Consider the following 23,330-nt stretch of genomic DNA (forward strand, 5'->3'; position numbering starts at 1 on the left):
ATGGTATCCCGAGGCGCATACCCGCCGGTCGGTCCCCTCCCTCGGCCGCCTCGCCGCACCCCACCGCCCCGTGGCACCCCGCCGCCCCGCGGCACCCCGCCGCCCCGCGGCACCCCGCCTCCCGTGACGGGCTACGCGTGCTGGGCGAACAGCTCCCGCAGCACGTCCTCCATGGTCACCAGCCCGGCCAGCCGGCCGTCCTCCCCGAGCACCGCCGCCAGATGCGTCCGGCTGCCCCGCATCGCGGTCAGCACATCGTCCAGCGGCGTGGACTGCCGTACCCGGGCGATGGCCCGCATGTCCCGCAGCCGGAACGGCTCCTCGCGCGGAGAGGCGTCCAGCGCGTCCTTCACATGGAGATAGCCCACGATCCGACGGCCCTCGTCGACCACCGGGAAGCGGGAGAACCCCGACTCCGCCGACAGCCGCTCCAGCTCCTCCGGGGTGACCCCGACCCGCGCGTAGGTGACTCGCTCCAGCGGCATCACCACGTCGTTCACCGGTCTGCGGCCCAGCTCCAGCGCGTCGTGCAGCCGCTCCAGCGCCCGGTCGTCGATCAGCCCGGCGGCGCCGGAGTCGCGCACCAGACGGGCCAGCTCGTCGTCCGAGAACGTGGCCGTGACCTCGTCCTTCGTCTCCACCCTCAGCAGCTTCAGCAAGGTGTTGGCGAACGCGTTGATGGTGAAGATCACCGGCCGCAGGGCCCGTGCCAGCGCCACCAGCGGCGGACCCAGCACCAGCGCGCTGCGCACCGGCTCGGCCAGCGCGATGTTCTTCGGCACCATCTCGCCCAGCAGCATGTGCAGATACGTGGCCAGCGTCAGCGCGATCACGAACGACACCACGTGGCCCGCGCCCTCCGGCACACCCACCGCGTGGAACACCGGCTCCAGCAGATGCTCGATGGCCGGCTCCGCGACCACACCGAGCACCAGGGTGCACAGGGTGATGCCGAGCTGCGCCGCCGCCATCAGCGCGGAGACATGCTGCAAGCCCCACAGGACCCGCTTGGCGCGCCGGTCGCCCTGCTCGGCGTGCGGCTCGATCTGCGAGCGGCGCACCGAGATCAGCGCGAACTCGGCACCGACGAAGAACGCGTTCACCACCAGGGTCGCGAGACCGATCAGCAGCTGTACGGCGGTCATCGCGCCTCCTCCTCGTCCTCGTCACGCGTCCCCGGCAGCGGGGCGTGCAGCAGCACCCGGGCCGCGCGGCGCCCCGAGGCGTCCAGCACGTCCAGCCGCCAGCCGGTCACCTCCACGGAGTCGCCGTCCTCCGGAATCCGGCCCAGCTCGGTCGCCACCAGCCCGGCGAGCGTCTCGTACGGGCCCTCCGGGGCGCGCAGCCCGACCCGGGCGAGCTGGTCGATCCGGGCCGCGCCGTCCGCCGAGAACAGATGGTGCCCCTCGTCGTCCAGCCCGGCCGGGGCGAGGTCGGGGGTCTCCTGCGGGTCGTGCTCGTCCCGCACCTCGCCGACGACCTCCTCGACGATGTCCTCCAGCGTCGCGACCCCCGCCGTACCGCCGTACTCGTCGATGACGACGGCCATCGTGCGCTTGCCGGAGAGCCGGTCCAGGAGCCGGTCCACGGTGAGCGACTCCGGCACCAGCAGCGGCTCGCGCATCAGCTCGGCCACCGGGGTGCGCGGGCGCCGGTCGGCGGGCACCGCCAGCACGTCCTTGATGTGCGCGGTGCCGACCACCGAGTCCAGGTTGCCCCGGTACACCGGGAACCGGGACAGACCGGTCGCCCGCGTCGCGTTCGCCACGTCCTCGCAGGTCGCCTGTGCCTCCAGGGCGACCACCTGGACACGCGGTGTCATCACGTTCTCCGCGGTCAGATCGGCCAGGTTCAGCGTGCGCACGAACAGCTCGGCCGTGTCGGCCTCCAGCGCGCCCTCCTTGGCGGAGTGCCGGGCCAGCGCGGCCAGCTCCTGCGGTCCGCGCGCGGAGGCCAGCTCCTCGGCGGGCTCGATGCCGAACCGGCGCACGATCCGGTTCGCCGTGTTGTTCAGATGTGTGATGAACGGCCGGAACAGCGCCGTGAACCAGCGCTGGGGCGTGGCCACGTACTTGGCCACCGCCAGCGGGGAGGAGATCGCCCAGTTCTTGGGCACCAGCTCGCCGACGACCATCAGGAACACGGTCGACAGCGCCGTACCGAGCACCAGGGCGAGGGACGAGGCGGCGGAGCCGGAGACCCCGATCGAGCGCAGCGGACCGGCGATCAGCCGGGCGATGGACGGCTCGGCCAGCATCCCGACGACCAGATTGGTCACGGTGATGCCGAGCTGGGCACCGGAGAGCTGGAACGTCAGATTCCGTACGGCCTTGAGGGCGCCGGACGCACCCCGCTCGCCGCGCTCCACGGCCCGCTCCAGCTCGCCCCGCTCGACGGTGGTGAGCGAGAACTCGGCGGCGACGAAGGCACCGCACGCCAGTGACAGCAGAATCGCCACCAGCAGCAGGAGCACCTCGGTCATCGGTTCACCTCCGTCCCAGGATCGGACAGGGCCAGGAGGTTCGCGCGATGTCGGGAAGGACGGCAGCCGGCGTACCGGCTACTGGGAGGTTCGTCCACGGTGGACGCTCACACCTTTCTTGAAGTGCTGAAGTCGAGCTCCGGGGTTCGGCCACGACAGCGCCGCGGCGACAGGGCCTCAGGGCGTCATGGGGAAACCGAAGTGTGCCTCAATCGTAAAGGAGGGGCAAAGGGGTCAGGATGTGAGCGACTTCACCCAGCGCCGCCACGCCTCCTGCGGCGCGTACCCCGCAGCCCGCCACGCATGATGGGCTCGCTCATTGTCGGTCAGCACCATCGCGTCCCCGCGGCGGCCCCCCAGTGCCGTGAACCGCTCCTCGGCGGCGGCCAGCAGTGCCGATCCGATGCCCTGGCGCCGGTGCTCCGGGTGCACCGCCAGCCGGTACAGATGGCACCGCCAGCCGTCGAAACCGGCGATCACCGTGCCCACCAGCTCGCCGCCGGTCTCGGCCAGCACCAGTGACTCGGGGTCACGGCCGATCAGCCGCTCCACCCCCGACCGGTCGTCACTGATGCTGGTCCCCTCGGCGGCGGTCTTCCAGAAGGCCAGCACCGCGTCGAGATCGGCGGGACCGGCGGGCCGTATGTGCACTTCGTTCATGGCGGTGATCACAGCACGCGATCCGGGTGGTGCCTAACCGGTTTCCGGTATCCGGACACGGCGGTCACGCTCTGCCAGGCTCCGGGTCCGCCGGTCCGGGGGCCGGGTCTGCCGGTCCGGGGGCCGGGTCTGCTGGTCTGGCTTCCGGGTCCGCCGGTCCGGGTCGCGGGTCCACGGGTCCGGACTCCGTGCCGGCCGGTCCGAACCCCCTGCCTGCCGGTCCCGGCTCCGTACCGGCCGGTCCCGGCTCCGCGCCCGGTTCCCGGCGCAGCTCCGCGATCACCGCTCCGAACGCCTCCATCGACGGCTCCAGCACGGTCAGATACGAGAACCCGTACCGTTCCCGCAGTCCCCGGACCCCCTTCACGAGCTGCTCCACCGTGCCCAGCAGCAGGGTCGGCATCGCCAGCGCCGCTTCCAGCGTGATGTCCGGGCGGCGCTCCAGCAGCGGGGCGAGGGCCCGCTCGGGATCGTCGGTGACGGCGACCAGCTGGACCAGCAGATTCAGCTCGGCCGGTGCCGCGCGGTCCTTCGTCAGCTCCCCGAACCGGGCGACCCGCTCGTCCAGCTCCTCCGGGGTCAGGGGCAGCAGCTCGCCCGTGGTGCTGCCCGGATTCGGCCGGGCGGCGGTGAACGCCGCGATGTCCGCGTGCTCGGCGGTCAGCCGCAGCATCCGGTCGCCGTTGGCGCCGATCAGCAGCGGCGGCCGGGGGCGCTGCACCGGCGCGGGGGCGTGCTCCTCGGAGCCCAGCAGCTTGGTCAGCTCCTCGATGGTGCCGCGCAGGTGGTCCACCCGCTCGCCCGGGGAGCCGAACGGCAGCCCGGCCGAGTCGTGCTCCGCCTGTATGTATCCGGTGCCCAGGCCCAGCTCCAGCCGACCGCCCGTGAGCGCGTCCGTGGTGGCCACCTCGCGGGCCAGCAGCGCCGGATTCCAGAAACCGGTGTTCAGCACGAAGGTGCCGACCCGCGGACGGGTCGTCGCCTGCGCCGCCGCGACCAGCGCCGGGAAGGGGGCGGGCATACCGAGGTGGTCGGGGACGAGGAGCACGTCGTACCCGAGTGCCTCGGCGCGGCGGCAGGTGTCCTGCCACTCGGCGGCGGGCGCCGGACGCATCAGATTGACACCGAAACGGAAGGGCCGGTGCTGCCGACCGGGCGGTGAGCCGGTGGAGGCATCGGGACGGGGATCAGAGAGGGGATGGGGGAGGGGGCGGGCTAGGGGATCGGGACGGGGATCACGACCGGGACGCGACATGAACTCTCCTTGCGGGGAAGGGACTTGCAGCGGGAATCGCAGAGCCCTTGCCGCCCCGGAGCCTATGTGAGCCCCGGCACACCCGGTATCCCTCCGAAGTTCCGACCTGCGCTCCACCCCCGGGTGGAGCCCGGCGCCCGGCTGCCTGACCCGTCCGCCCTTGCCGCCGCTAGCACATCGGCGCTAGCGTCGACCCATGGCGAAGACCCAGCTGAATGTCCGGGTGGACGAGGACACCGCCCGTGCCGCCCGGGAACGTGCCCTGGCCCGCGGGATGAGCGTGAACCGCTACATCGAGGAGCTGGTCAGACAGGACACCGGGGAGGTCGGCCAGACCTTCGTGGAGGCCGCCGCCGACTTCATGAAGCAGTACGAGTCCGTGTTCACCGAAGAGTTCGACGGGCGCCGCTGAGCCGTTGAACGACCTCAGGATCGATCTCGCCTGGCTGCTGATGCTCGCCGAACAGAAGACACCGGGGGACCCCCAGGTCACCGACTGGGGCGCCCTCGTCGCCGCGGTCGCCCGCCATCAGGCCGAGATATTCGACGTCCCCGTCTACGACACGCCGTACGACCGTGCCGCCGCCCTGCTCCAGTTGCTGCTGCACGTGCCCGCGCTGGAGCGCAACAACGCCCTGTTCGCCTGTGCCGTCGCCTACGCCTATCTCGTCGCCAGCGGCGTCAAGGTCGCCACCTCGCCCGAGCAGGTGCGCGACCTGGCCCGTCTGGTCAAGGACGGTGCGGCGGGCGTACAGGACATCGCGCGGGAGCTGCGCCGCTGGAGCGCGTGACACGACGGCCGGGTCCCTTGGACACGCCCTGGTCTCCGGGGACGACCTCAACGGACCCGGCCCCGATGGACCCGGTCCCAAAGGACCCGGCCCCGGCCGGTCACCCTGGTGCCTCGTCACCCCACCCGCGTGTCGGACAGCGGTCGCCACGCCATGCCCAGGGAGCAGAACGACGCAGGGAGCACGGGTCCCTTCTCCGGCATCAGGACCCGCCGGTAGGGGCCCAGGTCGAACCCCGCCCCACGCAGGGCCTCCACCGGGTCGCGGGACAGATGACAGCCGCCGTTGAGGCGCGGCCACAGTGTGCCGTCCAGGGCCCGCTGCACGGACCGCATGAGCGAGCCCCCGCCCCTGCCGTGCTCGAAGAACCGCACCTCACCGCCCGGCCGCAGCACCCGGCGTACCTCGCGCAGCGACCGCTGCACATCCCGCACGCTGCACAGGACCAGCGACAGCACCACGGCGTCGAAGCCCTCGCTCTTGACCGGCAGCGCCTCCGCCACGCCCGGCACCACGTCGACCGGCACGGTGGCGCGCAGCGCGGCGTCCACGGCGAGTCGCCGCAGCACCCGCTCCGGTTCGACGGCGACGACCTCGGAGACCGTGTGCGGATAGTGGCCGAAGTTGAGCCCGTTGCCCGCGCCGACCTCCAGGACCCGCCCGGACAGCCCGGCGAGCAGCCGGTCACGCACCCCGGCCAGGCCCATCCGGGTCTCGGCGCTGACGCTGAGCCGGGCGTAGTAGCGGGCGAACACCGGATGGTGCACGGCGTCGCCGCAGGTCTTCGGGGACCGTGGCGCCATGGGACCTCCTTCACCGGCGGACGTTACGCCGATTGTCCCCGCGCGACCCCGCGCCGCACGCGCCCCACTCCGCACCGACGGGTGGACATCGGCCAACCGGCATATGCCCCGGCCGGAACACGCCCCCAGCGCCTGCCTCTCAGAGCCCCCTGCCTCTCAGAGCCCGGCGCCCCTCGAGCCCTCCGCCCCTCGAAGCCCCCTGGCCCTCAGAGCCCTGTACTCCTCGAAGCCGCCTACCTCCGGCCGCCTACCTCCGGCCGCCTACCTCCGGCCGCCTACCTCCGGCCGCCTACCTCCGGCCGCCTACCTCCGGCCGCCTACCCCCGCCGCCCCGGCCCCTCCCGCACCCGGAACGCCTCCCCGTCCCACGTGCCGTCCAGCCGGGGCGCCACCCAATGCGGCGCCTTCGCGCGGAACGCGTCCGGCGGGAGCGCCCCGGACCCCGCCGGGAGCGCGCCCAGCAAGGGGGCGCCCGCCACGTCCGGCAGGTCCGCCAGATTGCAGCGCGCGGCCAGATCGGGCGCGTCCGGCCAGCTGCCGATGACGACCCCCAGCGGCGCCAGCCCCCGCCCCCGCAGCTCACGCGCCGTCAGCTCGGTGGTGTTGAGCGTGCCGAGGCCCGCGGCGGCCACGATCACCACCGGCGCGTCCAGCAGCCCGGCGGCGTCGGCCAGCGTGCCGCCCGCCGGGTCGAACCGGACCAGCAGCCCGCCCGCCCCCTCGACCAGCACCAGATCGTGCTCCGTGGCCAGCTTGGCGGCGGCCTCCGCGATGTCGGCCGGGTGCACGGGCGCCCGACCGGCCCGGCGCGCGGCCGTCGCGGGCGCCAGCGGTTCCGGATAGCGGGCGAGTTCGGCCGCCGTCACGTCCCCCGCGAGCCGTCGCACCTCGTCCGCGTCCCCGGTCTCGTCCGGTCGCAGGCCCGTCTGCGCGGCCTTCAGGACCGCCACCGAGCGGCCCGCGGCCCGCGCGGTGGCGGCGATGGCCGCGGTCGCGACCGTCTTGCCGATCTCCGTACCGGTCCCGGTGATCACCAGTACCGCCATCTCAGCCCTCCCGTGCCGCCGCGCACACCGCGCGGCCGATCCGTGCCACATCCATGTCGTCCGTGACATACGGCGGCATCGTGTAGACCAGATCCCGGAACGGGCGCAGCCAGACGCCCTCCCGTACGGCCGCCGCCGTCGCCCGGCGCATGTCCACCGGCCGGTCGAGCTGGACCACCCCGATCGCCCCGAGGACCCGGACGTCCCGTACCCCGGGCAGCTCCGCCGCCGGGGCCAGTGCCGCGCGGAGCCCCGTCTCGATCCGCTCGACCTCCGCCCGCCAGTCCTGGGCGAGCAGCAGTTCGACCGAGGCGCGGGCGACCGCCGCCGCCAGCGGATTGCCCATGAACGTCGGCCCGTGCGCCAGTACCGGCACCTCGCCCCGGGAGATCCCGGCCGCCACCCGCGCGGTGCAGAGCGTCGCCGCCAGCGTCAGGTAGCCGCCGGTCAGCGCCTTGCCCAGGCACATCACATCCGGTGTCACGGCCGCGTGCTCCGCCGCGAACAGCGCGCCCGTACGGCCGAACCCGGTGGCGATCTCGTCGAACACCAGCAGCACGTCGTGCGCGTCGCACGCCTCGCGCAGCACCCGGAGATAGCCGGGGGAGTGGAACCGCATCCCGCCCGCGCCCTGCACCACCGGCTCCACGATCACCGCGGCCACCTCGGCGGCGTGCCGGGCGACGGTCTCGCGCAGCTGGTCGGCGTACGTCTCGTCGTACTCGGTGGGCGGGGCGTCCGCGAACACCTGGCGCGGCAGCACCCCGCTCCACAGCTCGTGCATCCCGCCCTCGGGGTCGCACACCGACATCGGGTTCCAGGTGTCGCCGTGGTAGCCGCCGCGCCAGGTCAGCAGCCGCTGCTTCGCCGGGCGGCCCAGCGAGCGCCAGTACTGGAGGCACATCTTCACCGCGACCTCCACCGACACCGATCCGGAGTCGGCCAGGAACACATGCTCCAGACCGTCCGGCGCGATATCGACCAGCAGCTTCGCGAGCCGTACGGCGGGCTCGTGGGTGAGCCCGCCGAACATCACATGGCTCATCCGGTCCAGCTGCCCACGCACCGCCTCGTCGAGCACCGGGTGCCGGTAGCCGTGGATCGCCGACCACCACGAGGACATGCCGTCGACCAGCTCGCCCGAACCGTCCGCCAGCCGCAGCCGCACCCCGCTCGCCGACTCCACCACCAGCGGCTCCACCAGGCCCGGCATCGGCCCGTAGGGATGCCACACATGTCGCCGGTCCAGCTCCAGCAGCTCGGACACGCCGGGCTCAGGCATTGGGGGCGAGATCCGTTCCCGCGCCACGCCGCCGCACCGCGACCAGGTCCGTACGGACCTCACCGGGCGCCGCCTGCCCCACAGGCGCCTCAGCCGCCGACCCGCAGCCGCCGCCCCCATGTCCCCCGCACCCGGCCTCCTCGGAGGAGCCGCACATGTCCCCGCCCGGCGCCGCCCGGTGCTCCGGAAGGGTCACCTCGTCCGCGCCCTCCACCTCGAATCCGGCGTCGGCGATCATCTCCAGGTCGGCCTTGCCCGCCTGGCCCTCGGTGGTGAGGTAGTCGCCCAGGAAGATCGAGTTGGCCAGATGCAGCGCGAGCGGCTGGAGGGTGCGCAGATGGACCTCGCGCCCGCCCGCGATCCGCACCTCGGCGTCCGGGCAGACGAACCGCACCATCGCGAGGATGCGCAGACAGTGCTGCGGCGTCAGATGCCAGTCGGTGCCCAGCGGGGTGCCCTCGACCGGGATCAGGAAGTTCACCGGCACCGAGTCGGGGTCCAGGGCGCGCAGCGAGAAGACCACGTCGACGAGTTCCTCGTCCGGCTCGCCCATGCCCGCGATCAGCCCCGAGCACGCCGACAGCCCGGCCGCGTGCGCCTTGCGCACGGTGTCCACCCGGTCGGCGTAGGTGTGGGTGGTCGTGATGTCCGCGTAGGTCGCCTCGGACGTGTTGAGGTTGTGGTTGTAGGCGTCGGCGCCCGCCTCGCGCAGCCGTTCGGCCTGGCCGTCGGAGAGCAGTCCGAGACAGGCGCACACCTCGATGTCCTGGTGCTCGTCCTTGATGGCCTTGATGGTCCGCGAGACCCGGTCGACGTCCCGGTCGGTGGGCCCGCGTCCGCTCGCCACCAGACAGACCCGCTTGGCGCCGCCCGCGAGACCGGCGGTGGCGGCGGCCGTCGCCTCGTCCGGCTTCAGCCAGGTGTACTTGAGGATGCCGGTCGTGGAGCCGAGCCGCTGGGAGCAGTAGGAGCAGTCCTCGGGGCAGAGCCCGGACTTGAGGTTGACGAGATAGTTCAGTTTCACCCGCCGGCCGAACCAGTGGCGGCGCACCTTCCCGGCCGCGGCCACCACGTCGAGCACGTCGTCGTCGGAAGTGGCGAGAACGGCGAGGGCCTCCTCGCGGGTCGGCAGCTCGCGCCGAAGCCCCTTGTCCACCAGCGTGTTCAGCAGGTCCATGAGAGCCGATCCTGTCCTAAGGAGCCGCCCGGGGCCAAGGAGAGTTCGTACAAAGGGGCGCGCCGGACGTGTGGGTATCGCCACACAGTGCGGGGCTGGAGGTGCGGCTAGGGTCTGTTCACTGCCTACAAAATCACCGCGAGCCGATCCCGACGTCACCGCCGGCTGATCCAGACATCACCACCGGCTGATCCCTACGCAGCCCGCACACCCCGGAGGAGCCATGGCGTTCGGCTGGATCGACGAGCAGGCACGCACGCGCCGCCGCGCCGGACTCGTACGGACCCTGCGACCGCGTCCCGCCGACTCGCCGCTGCTGGACCTGGCGAGCAACGACTACCTGGGGCTGGCCCGGCACCCCGAGGTCACCGAGGGGGCCGCCGCGGCGGCCCGGACCTGGGGCGCGGGCGCGACCGGCTCCCGGCTGGTCACCGGCAGCACCGAACTCCACGCCGAGCTGGAACGCGAACTGGCCGCCCACTGCGGCTTCGAGGCCGCGCTCGTGCTGTCCTCCGGATACGCGGCCAATCTCGCCGCCGTGACCACGCTGGCCCCGCACGGCACGCTGATCGTCTCCGACGCCGGGAACCACGCCTCCCTCATCGACGGCTGCCGGCTGGCGCGCGGCACCACCCAGGTCGTCCCGCACACCGACCCCGAGGCGGTCCGCAAGGCACTGCGCACCCATGACGGACCGGCCGTCGTCGTCTCCGACACGGTGTTCTCGGTCGACGGCGACGCGGCGCCCCTCAAGGAGCTGGCCGCGGCGTGCCGGGAGCGCGGGGCGGGGCTCGTGGTGGACGACGCCCATGGGCTGGGGGTGCTGGGCGAGGGCGGCCGGGGCGCGGCAGCCGCGGCGGGGCTCGCCGGCGCACCGGACGTGGTGGTGACGGCCACCCTGTCCAAGTCGCTGGGCAGCCAGGGCGGAGTGGTCCTCGGACCGGCCGCCGTGATCGACCATCTGGTCAACGCGGCCCGCACCTTCATCTTCGACACCGGACTCGCCCCGGCCGCGGCGGGCGGCGCGCTCGCGGCGCTGCGGCTGCTGGTCGGGGAACCCGGACGGGCCGCCCGCGCGCGGGCCGTGGCGGCGGAACTCCACGCCCGGCTGACGGAGCGGGGCCTCACGGCCGTCCGTCCGGACGCGGCGGTGGTCTCGGTGCGGGCACCGTCCCCGGAGGGGGCCGTGCGGTGGGCCGCGGACTGCCGCGGGGCCGGGCTGGCCGTGGGCTGCTTCCGCCCGCCGTCCGTGCCCGACGGGATCTCGCGGCTGCGGCTGACGGCCCGCGCGGACCTCTCCGGGGAACAGCTGGAACACGCCGTCCGGATCATCGGCGAGACGCGACCATGAGTCGGCGAACCACGGCCGTGCACCACCCGTGCGAGAACCGGACCGGATTGAAACGGATCGTTCGGGACGCGCTGTACATCAGTAGTCAGCGGTGCCACGCCCATCAGTAGTGCCCACGCGAATCACGATGATCCGAGAATCAACGATGATCCGAGAACCAAGGATGATCCCGAGAATCGGTGCTGATACACGAATCGATGCTGACGCACGCATCGGTCACGACCCGTGAATCGACAGTGATCCGTGAATCGGGCATTCATTGGTGAGTCGGGCAACGGCCGGTGAGTCGGGCATTGATCGGTGATTCGGGCAACGGTCGGTGATTCGGGCAACGGTCGGTGATACGGGCAGTGGCCCATGCCTCAGAAGTGATCCATGCATCGGACGACATCTGCGAAATGGACGTGATCTGCGAAATGGACGTGACCTCCGCATCGGATGTGATACTCCGGACCGGACGTGATCAGTGACCGGCGGAGATCTTCGGCGGAGATCTCCGGATCAGCGGAGCGCCGCCGTGAATCCCGCCCAGCTCTCCGTGGAGAAGAGCAGCGCGGGCCCGGACGGGTCCTTGGAGTCGCGCACGGCGAGCAGTCCGGCCCAGGGGCCGCGGGGCGGTCGGGCCGTCTCGACGCAGTTGTTCGCGCCGGTGCTGTAGCTGCTGCGCAGCCACCGCACTCCGTGCAGTCGGTCGGTGGAGGGGACGTGTCGAGGCAGTGCGGTCATGGTGCCTCCCTATGCGCCATATGAGCCGTCACTTATCCCGGCGATGAAATCCAGCGAGTCCGCGGGTGAAAGCGCGTGGTGCTGAAGGGTACGGAACGACTCGCTGTAGGCCACTAGGTCTTCTTTCCGTTCCAGATGGAGGCTACTCGTCATGTGGTCCAGAACAACCACATCCAGATCGGAAGTGCGCGAAAACGAGAAGATAACGAAAGGACCCGTCACCCCGATATGCGCACCGGCGGAGAACGGCAGCACCTGGAGCCGTACTTGCGGCAGCCGCGCCGCCTCCGCCAGTCGTGACAGCTGACGGGCCATCACCGCGGGTCCGCCCACCTCCCGCCGCAGCACCGCCTCGTCCAGCACCGCGCTCAGCTCCAGCGGCGGATGCGCCCGCAGCACGTCCTGCCGGGCCAGCCGCACCTCCACCAGCGTGTCCAGCCGCTCGTCCTCCAGTCCCTCGACGGCCGCCCGGGTCACCGCGCGGGCGTACTCCCGGGTCTGGAGCAGCCCCGGAATCACCGAGGTCTCCAGCGTGCGCATGGCGGTGGCCTGCGACTCCAGGCTGATGAAGTCCCGGTACGTCGGCGGCAGCACCCCGCGGTAGGCGTGCCACCAGTGGTGCCGTCCGCCCTCCTCCGAGCCGGCCAGCACCAGCAGCAGCTCCCGCAGATCGGGGTCCTCGACGCCGTACGCGTCCAGCAGTAACCGGACATCGGCCGGTTTCACCCCGCTCGCACCGGTCTCGATCCGGCTGACCTTCGACTGGTGCCAGCCGACCAGACCGGCCGCCTCACCACTGGTGAGCCCCGCACGGGTGCGCAGCGCGCGCAATTCCGCGCCCAGCTTCCGGCGGCGCACCACGGGACCGTGCTGCATGGGCTACTCCTTACTCCTTCCGGGCCGCCCAAATACGCTCTGCCGTCGCAGAGTTCACCGCATTGAGCGACAGATATATGCATATCTTGGTGGATCGCCACCTGGACCGGCGCACTAGTGGCAGGCTGGGCGATGTAGCACCAGTCCGGGACCGTACTCGAACCTTCCGCCTCCGTGTCGGACCGCGGTCCCGTGGGAAAGGGACGACCTCGCCATGGCAGATCATCTGGAAGCGTCCGTCACTCTGCCGAGCGATGCCGCCTCGGTCTCCGCGGCCCGCGGCTACGCGGTCGACACCCTCGTCGAATGGGGTCTGCCGGCGGACACGGACCTCGCGGACAGCGTCCGGCTCATCGTCTCGGAACTGGCCACCAACGCCGTACAGCACACGTTCGGACAGTCGCCCACCTTCACGGTGGACCTGGAACTGGCGCGTGACGAGCAGTTGCGGATCGGGGTGACGGACAGTCATCCGCGGTTCCCCAAGCGGCTTCCGGCCGCGGTGCAGCAGGACAACGGGCGCGGGCTGGTCATCATCCGCTGGCTGGCCGCCGAGTGCGGCGGGAAGCTGAGAGTCCGGGCCACACCCGAAGGCGGCAAGACGGTCTCGATCGAGCTTCCCTGGTCGGCCCCGGCCCGCCCGGTGACCACGGCGGGGCAGCAGGAGCCATGACGCGTACCCTCCGCATCCAGTTTCCCGCCCCCCGCAGGAAACGTTTCCGCGGAGCGAGCCGCCACAACGGCCGCAGACGGCCCCGCGGTGGCCCCGACCGGCCGGAGGCGGCCCCGGCGGTGACAGGGCGTCAGACACGCCGTCACCGCCCCGCAGGGGCCACCTCGGACCGTCACCGTCGCTACACGGTCATTTCATGGTCACTTCACGCGCCCGTACCAGACACTCTTGGTCCAGATCTTCTGGAGCCGCACCACGTCACCGGACTTCGGCGAGTGCCAGATCTTGCCCTTACCGGCGTAGATCCCTACGTGGTAGATGTTCGAACCGGAGTGGAAGAACACCAGGTCACCGGACTTGCGGCTACCGGCGGAGATGTGCTTCGTCTTGTTGTACTGCTGGGCGGCCGTACGCGGCAGCTTCTTGCCGGCCTTCTTGAAGGCGTAGAGCGTAAGCCCCGAGCAGTCGAACCGACTGGGTCCGGTCGCCCCCCACTTGTAGGGCGCTCCCTTCTTGGAGGCGGCCACCTGGAGTGCCTTGGTCGCGTGTGTGGCGGCCGAAGCCTCCGGGGCGAGGCCCGGGACCACCACGCTGCCGCCCACCGCGGCGAGCGTCAGTGCCGATGCCGTACCGGCACGGGCCATCAGGGACGGGACACGATTGAGCGCGGTCATGCGCAACCCTTCGTCAGCCGCCTGTGAAGGATGACCTGTCGGATTCGGGCTGGCGAAGTTGCCCGGCCGCCCGAAGGCGGCTTCACCCCAAGGACCGCTCGAAGCCGAACTGCGCTCCGGCGACCCGTCGTACCTGGGTCCTCCACTCCTGCCGATCCACTCCTGTCGACCGGGCATCCGGGCGGCGGCAGGATTCGGCGTCCGCCCGGACCGCCCCGCCGCGGTGGCGGGGTCTTGTCGTCAGTCAGGGATCTTCACCTACGCGTGTCCGAAAATCCCAACGGAACCGAGTATTTGTGGCGTTACTCACCACTCACCCGTTCGGGTGGACATCCAGGGAAGGCGACGCGTGTCAGTCGGCGCCCACGCCCCGGACCAGCGGCGGAGCCGTTCCAAACACCGTCCTGGGGGCGCGTTGGGCAAGCGTGCCGGGTCGGCAAAATGACCATCCGATACGCCGAACGGACGTAATCCATTTGGTCCGTTTGACACCGGAGTCAGGCATTCCGAGTAGGCGTCCGGTGTGCCGCCCCGGACGCCCGGCGCCTCAGCCGTCGGAGCGCGGGGGCAGACAGACCCGCGCGGTACGGCGCTCGCCGTCCAGCACGCGCAGCGCCCGCGCGAGGGTCGCCGCCGACAGTTCCGACTCGCCCCGGTGGTGCATCAGCGCGAGCGCGTCCCGCAGCAGCACCGCCTTGGCGACCAGCGCCTGCGCGGCCCGCAGCGCCCCATAGGTGTCGCCGTGCCGGGCCGGATTGATCCGGCCCAGCAGATCGGCCGCCTCCAGATAACGGTCGATCAGCTCGCCCTCCGCGCGGGTCAGCGCGGGCAGCGGCGGGATCTCGGGCGGCAGCATCCCCGGCTCACCTCCCGCCCGTCGCCTTGCGGCTGCCGACGACCCGGTCGACCAGGCCGTACTCCAGCGCCTGCGGCGCGGTGAGCACCTTGTCCCGCTCGATGTCGGCGCTCACCAGGTGACGGGCGCGCCCGGTGTGGCGTACGAGCATCTCCTCCAGGCGGTCGCGGACCCGGGACAGCTCCGCCGCCTGGATCGCCAGATCGCTGGTCTGGCCCTCGATCGGCTCGGGCAGCGACGGCTGGTGGACCACGATCCGCGCGCCCGGCAGGGTCAGCCGCTTCCCGGGCGTCCCGGCCGCCAGCAGCACCGCCGCCATCGCGCCGGCCTGCCCCAGACAGATCGTCTCCACGTCGCAGCGCACGAAGTGGATCGTGTCGTAGATCGCGGACATCGCGCTGAACGAGCCGCCGGGGGAGTTGATGTAGAGCGAGATGTCCCGGTCCGGGTCCTGGTACTCCAGATGCATGAACTGGGCCATCACGTCATTGGCCGCGATGTCGTCCACGGGCGTGCCCAGGAAGACGATCCGCTCCTCCAGCAGCTTCCCGTAGGGATCGAGGGTCCGGTGCCCGTAGCCGGTGCGCTCGGTGAACTCGGGCAGGACATGTCGGGCGGACGGGCGGTCCATGACGAACGCCTCCTCGGGAGATGCGGTGGTCGACGGGTGGGGTAGGGCGGCCCTGGGGGACGGCGTGCGTGCTCGGCGCGCCGCCGTCTCTGTAAAAAATGTACAGGACGTACGTTCCTTTGTCCCGGCCCTCGTCCCGGCCCTCGTCCCGGCCCTCGTCCCGGCCCTCGTCCCGGCCCTCGTCCCGGCCCGGGGCGCCTCGCCTCCGCCTCTCGCCTCCCGGCTCCGCTCCGTAAGCTGGGGGCATGGCCTATGAGATTCCGGTGACCCGAGCACGGGCCGAGCTGGCGGAACTGATCAACCAGGTGGTCTACGGCGGTGAGCGCGTGGTGGTGACCCGGCACGGCAAGCCGCTGGTCGCCCTGGTGTCCGCCGCCGACCTGGCGCGACTGGAGGCGCTCGACGAGGTCGAGGGGACCGCCGGGGGCGCCGGGGAGCAGGTCATCGGCTCCGTGGCGGCCGTGCGCGAGGTCGCCCCCGCCGCGGCGCCCGAGCACCGGCGCTTCGGCATCGTCGCCGAGCACCGGGGGCCGAATCCGGTGTAGCGGGCCCGGGGGGAGCCGCGAAGAAGTGGAACGAGAAGGGCACGGGTCCCTTGCGGGAACCGTGCCCTGTGCGGTGTCCGGGACCGTCAGCCCGTCAGCCCGTCAGCCCGTCAGCCCGTCAGCCGGTCAGTGCCGGTTCGCGTTCGGCCGGACGCTCCTCCCTCGCGGCCCGTGACTTCAGCGCGGTGCCCAGGGCGACGGCGCCCAGACCGAGTACCGCCCACCAGGTGAGGGTCAGGGCGGGGCCGACCGCGCCCGCGCCGTCGAAGTACGCCACCGAGCGCAGCAGCGAGGTCCCGGCGCCCGGCGGCAGCCACTGCCCGATGGTCCCGGCGGGCTCGGGCAGCAGTTCCGGGGCGGAACCCGCGCCGGAGAAGGGGTTGCCGAGCAGCATCATCACCGCCGCGGCCACTCCCATTCCGGCCCGGCCGACCAGCGCGGACAGCCCGGCGACGGCGGCGCTCACCGCGAGCACGGACAGCCCCAGCACGCCGGCCTCGGCCCACCAGTTCCCGGTGAGCACCTCCAGCCAGCTGTGCGCCACGGCGGTCGCGACGACACCGACCAGCGCCGCCGAGCCGACCAGCGCGGCCACCGCGTACGCGCCGCGCAGCCCGAGGAGGGTGATCACCGCGCCCGCCGCCATACCCGCCAGGGCCATCGGCAGCACGCTGGCGGCGAGTGCCGACCCGCGCGGGTCGGCGGCGGGCGCCGGAACCACGTCGACGGTGGTCACCGGCGTGCCGTCGGCCGCCGTCAGCTGGGTCGCCGCCTGCTGGAGCAACTGGGCGACCGCCGGGCCGCCCGCCGACGCGATCAGCAGCTCAGGTCCCGCGGGCGTGACCACGAACGCCCCGTAGACCGTACGGTCCTCGACCGCCTGGCGTGCGGCGGACGCGTCGGCGTACCGGTGGATCTCGAACGCGCCCTCCTCGGCCGACAGCCGCTGTTCCAGCGGGGCGGTGGCGGCGGCGGGTCCGGCCACTCCCACGGGCAGCTCGCGGGGCGCGATCCGGGCGGCGGGCCAGGCGAAGGCCACGAGCGCCAGCGCGGCGATCACCGGGACGAGCACGACGGCCGCGAGGAGGTGGCGGTGCGGGTGCGGGTGCTGGTGCGGGTGCTGGTGCTGCGGTGGGTGGGTGGTGGTGGAGGACATGCGGACATCCCTTGGACGGGCGCCGGGCCGGTCGGCGGCACCGGGCGGGTCGTAAAAAGAAGGATCGTTCGTTTTTGATGACACCACCGTGCGCGCCCTGGGTCGGGCTTGTCAAGAAGGAACGTTCGTTTTACGTTGGCGCCATGGCACGTGTATCCCAGGAACACCTCGACGCCCGCCGCCGCCAGATCCTCGACGGGGCCGCGCGCTGTTTCGCGCGGGGCGGCTTCCACGCCACGTCCATGCAGGACGTGCTGAAGGAGACCGGGCTCTCCGCCGGTGCCGTCTACCGCTACTTCACCGGCAAGCACGAACTGATCGGGGCCATCGTCGGCGAAGTCCTCGAAGACGCTCTCGATCTGTACGAGGAGGCGGCGGCGGAGCAGCCGCCGCCCACCCCGGACGTGCTGATCCCGCGGATCGTGACCCGGATGCAGCGGCTGCGCCCGGACACCGTGAACGGCGAGTGGATCTTCCCCCGGCTGATGATCCAGGTGTGGACCGAGACCCTGCGCGACGACGAACTCGCGGCGATCGTCGAACCCGGTGTGGCCCGTATCCGCGCCGCCTGGGCGACCATCGGGGCCCACTACCAGGCGGCCGGGCTGATGCCCGAGGACGCCGACGTGGAGGCCATGGCCCGTACGCTGCTCGCCCTCGTCCAGGGCTTCGCCGCCCAGCACGCCATGTTCGGCGGGGTGTGCGAGGAGATGCTCAGTGACGGGCTGCGGGCCCTCATGACCATCCGGCCCACCGGGAAGGAGGGCTGAGCGCCCGGCTCCGCCCGCCGCCGGATCGTATGACGGTTAACGCGGCCGAAACGCACCGCAATTAGCCTCCCTGCACGCCACCTGGTGTTTCCTGGGTGGCCACGGCCACCGGACCCCGAACGGCCCGGAGCGAGGATGTGAGGTGCGACATGCAACTGACCCCGCACGAGCAGGAGAGGCTGCTGATCCATGTGGCCGCCGACGTGGCCGAGCGGCGCCGGGCCCGTGGACTGCGGCTCAACCATCCGGAGGCGGTCGCCCTCCTCACCTCCCATCTGCTCGAAGGCGCCCGGGACGGCCGGACCGTCGCCGAACTCATGGCGTCCGGGCGGACGGTGCTCACCCGGGACGATGTGATGGACGGGGTGCCGGAGATGATCCACGAGGTGCAGGTCGAGGCCACCTTCCCGGACGGCACCAAGCTCGTCACCGTCCATGACCCGATCGTCTGAGGGGGCGGCGATGATCCCCGGAGAGATCCTCTTCGCCGAGGACCCGGTCGTCTGCAACGAGGGGCGGCCCACCACCCGGCTGACCGTGCGCAACCTCGCCGACCGGCCCGTCCAGGTCGGCTCCCACTACCACTTCGCCGAGGCCAACCCCGGGCTGGAGTTCGACCGGGCCGCCGCGTACGGCACCCGTCTCGACGTTCCCGCGGGCACCGCCGTCCGCTTCGAGCCCGGCATCCCGGTCGAGGTGACCCTCGTACCGCTGGCCGGGGCCCGGATCGTGCCGGGGCTGCGCGGGGAGACGGGGGGTCCGCTGGACGCGGCTCGCCCGGACACCGGTGTCGCCCCGGACACCGCTGTGGATGGGACGGCGGCTGGTGGGACGGCGGCTGGTGGGACGGCGGTCGGTGGGACGGCCGCTGGTGGGACCGTGGCTGGTGGGACGGCGGTCGGTGGGACCGCCGCTGGTGGGACCGTGGCCGGTGGGGCGGCGGCTGGTGGGACCGTGGCCGGTGGGACTGCGGTCGGCGGGACGGTGGCCGGTGGGACCGGGAGCGTGGGGGGCCTCGATGACTGAGATCTCGCGGGCCAAGTACGCCGATCTGTTCGGTCCGACCACCGGTGACCGGATCCGGCTGGCCGACACCGATCTGCTGATCGAGATCGAGGAGGACCGGGCCGGCGGTCCCGGACGCGCCGGGGACGAGGCGGTGTTCGGGGGCGGCAAGGTCGTCCGCGAGTCCATGGGGCAGTCCCGCGCCACGCGGGCCGACGGCACTCCGGACACCGTGATCACCGGGGCCGTGATCGTCGACCACTGGGGGGTCGTCAAGGCCGACCTCGGTATCCGTGACGGCCGGATCACCGGCATCGGCAAGGCGGGCAACCCCGACACCATGGACGGTGTCCACCCCGACCTGGTGATCGGCCCCGAGACCGAGATCATCGCGGGCAACGGACGTATCCTCACGGCCGGCGGCATCGACGCCCATGTCCACTTCATCTGCCCGCAGATCGCCGACGAGGCGCTGTCCGCCGGGATCACCACCCTGGTCGGCGGCGGCACCGGCCCCGCCGAGGGCTCCAAGGCGACGACCGTCACCCCGGGACCCTGGCACCTCGCCCGGATGCTGGCGGCGATGGAGGCGTATCCGCTCAACATCGGGCTGCTCGGCAAGGGCAACACCGTCTCCCACGAGGCGATGCTCTCCCAGATCCGGGGCGGCGCGCTCGGGCTGAAGCTGCACGAGGACTGGGGCTCCACCCCGGCCGTCATCGACGCCTCGCTGACCGTCGCCGACCGCACCGGCGTCCAGATCGCCATCCACACGGACACCCTGAACGAGGCCGGGTTCGTCCAGGACACCCTCGCCGCGATCGGCGGACGCGGTATCCACGCGTACCACACCGAGGGCGCGGGGGGCGGGCACGCGCCCGACATCATGACCGTGGTCTCCGAGCCGCACGTGCTGCCCAGCTCGACCAATCCGACCCGGCCGTTCACCGTCAACACCGCCGAGGAACACCTCGACATGCTGATGGTCTGCCACCATCTCAACCCGGCCGTCCCCGAGGACCTCGCCTTCGCCGAGTCCCGTATCCGCCCGTCCACCATCGGCGCGGAGGACATCCTGCACGACCTCGGCGCCATCTCGATCATCTCCTCCGACGCCCAGGCCATGGGCCGGGTCGGGGAGGTCGTCCTGCGCACCTGGCAGACCGCGCATGTGATGAAGCGGCGGCGCGGCGCCCTGCCCGGCGACGGACGCGCCGACAACCACCGGGTCCGTCGCTATGTCGCCAAATACACCATCAACCCCGCGCTCGCCCAAGGTCTCGCCCGGGAGATCGGCTCGGTGGAGACCGGCAAGCTCGCCGACCTGGTCCTCTGGGACCCCGCGTTCTTCGGGGTCAAGCCGCTGCTCGTGATCAAGGGCGGGCAGATCGCCTACGCGCAGATGGGGGACGCCAACGCCTCCATCCCGACACCGCAGCCGGTGCTGCCCCGGCCGATGTACGGGGCGATCGGGCGGGCGCCCGCCGCGAACTCGGTGAACTTCGTCGCCCCGCTCGCCGTCGAGGACGGGCTGCCGGAGCGGCTGGGGCTCGGGAAGCGCTTCGCCGTCATCGAGTCGACGCGCCGGGTCACCAAGGCGGACATGCGGGAGAACGACGCCCGGCCTCAGGTGCGGGTCGATCCCGACAGCTTCGCGGTGCGGATCGACGGGGAGCTTGTGGAGGCGGTGCCGGCGGCCGAACTGCCGATGGCCCAGCGGTACTTCCTGTTCTGACGCCGTGGGTCTGAGGTCTGAGGTCTGAGGTCTTCTGACGCCGTGGGTCTGACGTCTGACGTCGTCGCGGTGTCGGAGAGAGGGGTACGGATGTCCAGGTCGACGCTGTTGCTGCTGGCCGACGGGCGTTTCCCGGCCGGCGGGCACGCGCACTCCGGTGGGGCGGAGGCGGCCGTGCGGGCGGGGCGGGTGTACGACGCGGCCAGTCTGGAGGAGTTCTGCCGGGGGCGGCTGCACACCGTCGGGCTGGTCGGTGCGGCGCTGGCCGCGGCGGCGGCGCTCGGGGGTGATCCGGTGGCGCTGGACGGTGCCGCGGACGCGCGGACGCCGTCGCCCGCCCTGCGGGGTGCCTCGCGGCGGCTGGGACGGCAGTTGCTGCGGGCCGCGCGGGCCGTCTGGCCGCGAGGTGAGGAGCTGTACGGGGCGCTCGCCCGGGAGTTTCCCAAGGGGGCGCATCAGGCGGTGGTGCTGGGGGTGGTGGCGCGGGGTGCCGGGCTCGGGGCGGGGGACGCGGCGCACTGTGCGGCGTACGACGCGGTGAGTGGGGTGGCGTCGGCGACCGTGCGGTTGCTGAGCCTTGATCCGTTCGAGGCGAGTGGGGTGGTGGCGCGGTTGGCGGGGGAGGTGGATCGGGTCGCCGAGCGGGGGGTGGAGGCGGGGGGCGCCGTGGTGGTCTCGGGGGAGGGGGTCGACGCGTTGCCCGCCGGGGGGTCGCCGTTGCTGGAGATCGGGGGGGAGGCGCATACGGTGAGTGGGGGGCGGTTGTTCGCCTCGTGAGGTTTTCTCGCCCCCGCCGCCCCTACCCGTCCCATCCCCAGGGGCCGCGCCCCTTCCGCCCCGCCGGGGGGCGCCGCCCCCGGACCCCCGTTCGGCCCCGAAGGGGCCTCGTCCTCACACGCCGGACGGGCTGGAGACGGCCGCCGGACCGGGCCGGAGGCGACGGACCGAAACGGCCGCAACGAGTCACGGAAGAAGAGGGAGCTTGATGCATCTCGATCACACCCACGTCGATCACTCCGGTGCCGTCGGTGCCGATGTCCACCGGGGCGACGGGACCCGGCGGGCCCTGCGGATCGGGCTCGGGGGGCCCGTGGGGTCCGGGAAGACCGCCACCGTCGCCGCGCTCTGCCGGGAACTGAGGGCCGAGCTGTCCCTCGCCGTCGTGACCAACGACATCTATACGCGGGAGGACGCCGAGTTCCTGCTCCGGGAGGCCGTGCTGCCGCCCGAGCGGATCACCGCCGTCGAGACCGGCGCCTGTCCGCACACCGCGATCCGGGACGACATCTCCGCCAACCTGGAGGCGGTGGAGGACCTGGAGGACGAGGTCGGCCCACTGGACCTCATCCTGGTCGAGTCCGGCGGGGACAATCTGACCGCCACCTTCTCCAAAGGGCTGGTGGACGCGCAGATCTTCGTCATCGACGTGGCCGGCGGGGACGACATCCCCCGCAAGGGCGGACCCGGTGTCACCACCGCCGACCTGCTGGTCGTCAACAAGACCGACCTCGCCCCGTACGTCGGCTCCGACCTCGCCCGGATGGCCGCCGACGCGCGGACACAGCGCGCCGGACTGCCCGTCGTCTTCCAGTCCCTGCGCGGCGAGGGCGGCGTCGGGGACGTGGCCGCCTGGGTGCGGGAACGGGTCGGCGCATGGCGGGTGTGACCGCCACCGCCCGGATCGTCGCCCGGCGCGACGGACGCGGCGGAACCGCCCTGCCTGTGCTGGCGGGCGAGGGGCCGCTCGCCCTGCGCCGCACCCGGGGCGACGCCGACTGCGCGCGGGTCACCCTGGTCGGGGCGATGAGCGGACCGCTCGGCGGCGACCGCTTCACCGTCCGCGCCGAGGTCGCCGAGGGCGCCCGGCTGCGGGTCGGCTCGGCCGCCGCCACCCTCGCCCTGCCCGGCCAGGGCACCCGGGACGCCCGCTACCGGGTCATGCTGGACGTGGCCGCCGGGGCGGAACTGCGCTGGCTGCCCGAGCAGTTGATCAGCGCGGCGGGCAGCGAGCTGTACGTCACCACGGTCGCCGAGGTCAGCCCGGCCGGGCGGCTGGTGCTGCGCGAGGAACAGGTGCTGGGGCGCGCCGGAGAGCAACCCGGACGCCTCGTCAGCCGTCTTACCGTACGGGTCGGCGGCCGGTGCGTCCTCGACCAGGAACTGGACTGCGGGCCCGGCGCCCCGCCCGGCTGGGACGGCCCCGCCGGTCTCGGCGGCTATCGGGCGGTGGGCCAACTGATCGTCGTACGGCCGGAGTTCGCGAGCGCTCCGGTGCCCGCGCGGGTGCTCGGGGACACCGCGGCGGTGCTGCCGCTGGCCGGACCCGCCGTGCTGGTCGGCGCGGTCGCGCCGGACGCGCTGCGGCTACGGACGGTGCTGGACCAGGCCCTGGCCGACCTCGGGTGACCGGCGCTCGGACGGCTGGCGGGCCATCCGGTGCTCGTGTGCGACTGACCGGCCGTGGGGCGGCTGGCCTCGGTCGGCAAGCTGTCGGGGGCGGGCCATCGTCCGATCGGCCGTGCGGCATCTGGCCCCGGCCGGCCGGCTGTGGGGTGGCGGGCTGTCGGGTGGTCGGGTGGCGACTGACCGGCTGCCGGGTGGCTGGCCGTCGGGTGGCGAGCCACCTGCTGGTCGGCTGCGGGTGGAGGGCTGTCGGGTGGCGGCTGGTGGGCGGTCGGGTGGTGGGCCGTCGGCTGGTCGGCGGTCGGGTGGCTGGCCTCGGTTGGTGGGCGGTCGGTTGGTCGGCGGTCGGGTGGCGGCCGGTCGGCCCTCGGGTGGTGGGCCGTCGGGTGGTGGGCGGTCTGGTGGCTGGCCTCGATGGGTTGGGTGGCGGGGC

The 23,330-nt window shown here is 72.6% G+C and carries 24 protein-coding genes, 2 pseudogenes and 1 riboswitch; of the genes and pseudogenes, 12 read left to right on the top strand and 14 right to left on the bottom strand.

Annotation, left to right across the window (positions count from 1 at the left end; all coding sequences use genetic code 11):
* Positions 1-131 precede the first annotated feature (131 nt).
* The 4 genes and pseudogenes from AB0D49_RS24880 to AB0D49_RS24895 all read right to left on the bottom strand — a co-directional run.
* Positions 132-1,145 carry a hemolysin family protein gene (locus AB0D49_RS24880; protein WP_362761190.1) on the bottom strand — a complete coding sequence of 338 codons (1,014 nt, stop codon included), beginning with the start codon at positions 1,143-1,145 and terminating at the stop codon, positions 132-134.
* On the bottom strand, positions 1,142-2,482 hold the full coding sequence (locus AB0D49_RS24885; RefSeq protein WP_362761192.1) for a hemolysin family protein: 1,341 nt from the start codon (positions 2,480-2,482) through the stop codon (positions 1,142-1,144). The genes AB0D49_RS24880 and AB0D49_RS24885 overlap by 4 nt, the downstream gene beginning before the upstream one ends.
* A gap of 234 nt (positions 2,483-2,716) precedes the next feature.
* Positions 2,717-3,142 carry a GNAT family N-acetyltransferase gene (locus AB0D49_RS24890; protein ID WP_362761194.1) on the bottom strand — a complete coding sequence of 142 codons (426 nt, stop codon included), beginning with the start codon at positions 3,140-3,142 and terminating at the stop codon, positions 2,717-2,719.
* A 259-nt stretch (positions 3,143-3,401) separates the two neighbouring features.
* Positions 3,402-4,283: pseudogene (locus tag AB0D49_RS24895) on the bottom strand (LLM class F420-dependent oxidoreductase); the annotation flags it as partial.
* A 310-nt stretch (positions 4,284-4,593) separates the two neighbouring features.
* Between AB0D49_RS24895 and AB0D49_RS24900 the strand changes: the two are divergent.
* Complete coding sequence (locus AB0D49_RS24900) at positions 4,594-4,809, top strand: antitoxin (protein ID WP_362761196.1); 216 nt, start codon at positions 4,594-4,596, stop codon at positions 4,807-4,809.
* A gap of 4 nt (positions 4,810-4,813) precedes the next feature.
* Positions 4,814-5,188: a fic family toxin-antitoxin system, toxin component gene (locus AB0D49_RS24905; protein WP_362761198.1), complete on the top strand. Its 375-nt coding sequence runs from the start codon at positions 4,814-4,816 to the stop codon at positions 5,186-5,188.
* A gap of 116 nt (positions 5,189-5,304) precedes the next feature.
* Here AB0D49_RS24905 and AB0D49_RS24910 read toward each other — a convergent pair whose 3' ends face one another.
* The 4 genes from AB0D49_RS24910 to bioB all read right to left on the bottom strand — a co-directional run bounded on the left by AB0D49_RS24910 (position 5,305) and on the right by bioB (position 9,496).
* Positions 5,305-5,991 (bottom strand): class I SAM-dependent methyltransferase, encoded by a 687-nt coding sequence (locus AB0D49_RS24910; RefSeq protein ID WP_362761199.1) that lies wholly within the window; start codon positions 5,989-5,991, stop codon positions 5,305-5,307.
* Positions 5,992-6,308: 317 nt separating this feature from the next.
* Complete coding sequence (gene bioD, locus AB0D49_RS24915) at positions 6,309-7,037, bottom strand: dethiobiotin synthase (protein ID WP_362761201.1); 729 nt, start codon at positions 7,035-7,037, stop codon at positions 6,309-6,311.
* 1 nt (position 7,038) lies between these two features.
* Positions 7,039-8,319 carry an adenosylmethionine--8-amino-7-oxononanoate transaminase gene (locus AB0D49_RS24920; protein ID WP_362761203.1) on the bottom strand — a complete coding sequence of 427 codons (1,281 nt, stop codon included), beginning with the start codon at positions 8,317-8,319 and terminating at the stop codon, positions 7,039-7,041.
* A complete protein-coding gene (gene bioB / locus AB0D49_RS24925; RefSeq protein WP_362761205.1) occupies positions 8,312-9,496 on the bottom strand; it encodes a biotin synthase BioB in 1,185 nt (394 codons plus the stop codon). Before bioB ends, AB0D49_RS24920 begins: the two co-directional genes overlap by 8 nt.
* Before the next feature lie 223 nt (positions 9,497-9,719).
* Here bioB and AB0D49_RS24930 point away from each other — a divergent pair, with 223 nt between their 5' ends.
* Positions 9,720-10,847 (top strand): 8-amino-7-oxononanoate synthase, encoded by a 1,128-nt coding sequence (locus AB0D49_RS24930; RefSeq protein ID WP_362761207.1) that lies wholly within the window; start codon positions 9,720-9,722, stop codon positions 10,845-10,847.
* 501 nt (positions 10,848-11,348) lie between these two features.
* Here the strand turns inward: AB0D49_RS24930 and AB0D49_RS24935 are convergent.
* Positions 11,349-11,573, bottom strand: a complete 225-nt coding sequence (locus AB0D49_RS24935) for a DUF397 domain-containing protein (protein WP_362761209.1) — start codon at positions 11,571-11,573, stop codon at positions 11,349-11,351.
* A 9-nt stretch (positions 11,574-11,582) separates the two neighbouring features.
* Positions 11,583-12,449, bottom strand: a complete 867-nt coding sequence (locus tag AB0D49_RS24940) for a helix-turn-helix transcriptional regulator (protein WP_362761211.1) — start codon at positions 12,447-12,449, stop codon at positions 11,583-11,585.
* A 214-nt stretch (positions 12,450-12,663) separates the two neighbouring features.
* On the opposite strand from AB0D49_RS24940, the gene AB0D49_RS24945 reads away from it, so the two are divergent.
* Complete coding sequence (locus AB0D49_RS24945; RefSeq protein WP_362761212.1) at positions 12,664-13,122, top strand: ATP-binding protein; 459 nt, start codon at positions 12,664-12,666, stop codon at positions 13,120-13,122.
* Between the two features lie 200 nt (positions 13,123-13,322).
* Here the strand turns inward: AB0D49_RS24945 and AB0D49_RS24950 are convergent, their stop codons facing one another.
* From AB0D49_RS24950 to AB0D49_RS24960, 3 genes are all read right to left on the bottom strand, one after another.
* Positions 13,323-13,796 carry a C40 family peptidase gene (locus tag AB0D49_RS24950; RefSeq protein WP_362761214.1) on the bottom strand — a complete coding sequence of 158 codons (474 nt, stop codon included), beginning with the start codon at positions 13,794-13,796 and terminating at the stop codon, positions 13,323-13,325.
* 3 nt (positions 13,797-13,799) lie between these two features.
* A riboswitch (cyclic di-AMP (ydaO/yuaA leader) is annotated at positions 13,800-14,006 on the bottom strand.
* Positions 14,007-14,343: 337 nt separating this feature from the next.
* Positions 14,344-14,652, bottom strand: a complete 309-nt coding sequence (locus tag AB0D49_RS24955) for a hypothetical protein (protein WP_362761215.1) — start codon at positions 14,650-14,652, stop codon at positions 14,344-14,346.
* Between the two features lie 7 nt (positions 14,653-14,659).
* The gene (locus AB0D49_RS24960) at positions 14,660-15,283 is read right to left on the bottom strand and encodes an ATP-dependent Clp protease proteolytic subunit (protein ID WP_362761217.1); all 624 of its coding nucleotides are present in this window, start codon (positions 15,281-15,283) and stop codon (positions 14,660-14,662) included.
* 245 nt (positions 15,284-15,528) lie between these two features.
* Here AB0D49_RS24960 and AB0D49_RS24965 point away from each other — a divergent pair, with 245 nt between their 5' ends.
* The gene (locus AB0D49_RS24965) at positions 15,529-15,828 is read left to right on the top strand and encodes a type II toxin-antitoxin system Phd/YefM family antitoxin (protein ID WP_362761218.1); all 300 of its coding nucleotides are present in this window, start codon (positions 15,529-15,531) and stop codon (positions 15,826-15,828) included.
* Positions 15,829-15,946: 118 nt separating this feature from the next.
* On the opposite strand, the gene AB0D49_RS24970 is transcribed toward AB0D49_RS24965, so the two are convergent.
* Entirely contained in the window at positions 15,947-16,984 is a 1,038-nt protein-coding gene (locus AB0D49_RS24970; RefSeq protein ID WP_362761220.1) for an ABC transporter permease, read from the bottom strand.
* Between the two features lie 143 nt (positions 16,985-17,127).
* On the opposite strand from AB0D49_RS24970, the gene AB0D49_RS24975 reads away from it, so the two are divergent.
* From AB0D49_RS24975 to AB0D49_RS25005, 7 genes and pseudogenes are all read left to right on the top strand, one after another.
* Positions 17,128-17,754, top strand: coding sequence for a TetR/AcrR family transcriptional regulator (locus AB0D49_RS24975; protein WP_362761222.1), 627 nt, complete (start codon positions 17,128-17,130; stop codon positions 17,752-17,754).
* Positions 17,755-17,903: 149 nt separating this feature from the next.
* Positions 17,904-18,206 (top strand): urease subunit gamma, encoded by a 303-nt coding sequence (locus tag AB0D49_RS24980; protein ID WP_362761223.1) that lies wholly within the window; start codon positions 17,904-17,906, stop codon positions 18,204-18,206.
* 10 nt (positions 18,207-18,216) lie between these two features.
* Positions 18,217-18,525, top strand: a pseudogene (locus AB0D49_RS24985) (urease subunit beta); the annotation flags it as partial.
* Between the two features lie 247 nt (positions 18,526-18,772).
* On the top strand, positions 18,773-20,494 hold the full coding sequence (locus AB0D49_RS24990) for an urease subunit alpha (protein ID WP_362761225.1): 1,722 nt from the start codon (positions 18,773-18,775) through the stop codon (positions 20,492-20,494).
* 90 nt (positions 20,495-20,584) lie between these two features.
* On the top strand, positions 20,585-21,271 hold the full coding sequence (locus AB0D49_RS24995) for an urease accessory UreF family protein (protein ID WP_362761227.1): 687 nt from the start codon (positions 20,585-20,587) through the stop codon (positions 21,269-21,271).
* 208 nt (positions 21,272-21,479) lie between these two features.
* A complete protein-coding gene (gene ureG, locus AB0D49_RS25000; protein WP_362761229.1) occupies positions 21,480-22,160 on the top strand; it encodes an urease accessory protein UreG in 681 nt (226 codons plus the stop codon).
* On the top strand, positions 22,148-22,900 hold the full coding sequence (locus AB0D49_RS25005; RefSeq protein ID WP_362761231.1) for an urease accessory protein UreD: 753 nt from the start codon (positions 22,148-22,150) through the stop codon (positions 22,898-22,900). Before ureG ends, AB0D49_RS25005 begins: the two co-directional genes overlap by 13 nt.
* Positions 22,901-23,330: the final 430 nt, after the last annotated feature.

This window comes from Streptomyces sp. NPDC048290 (assembly GCF_040652095.1).
GTDB lineage: Bacteria > Actinomycetota > Actinomycetes > Streptomycetales > Streptomycetaceae > Streptomyces.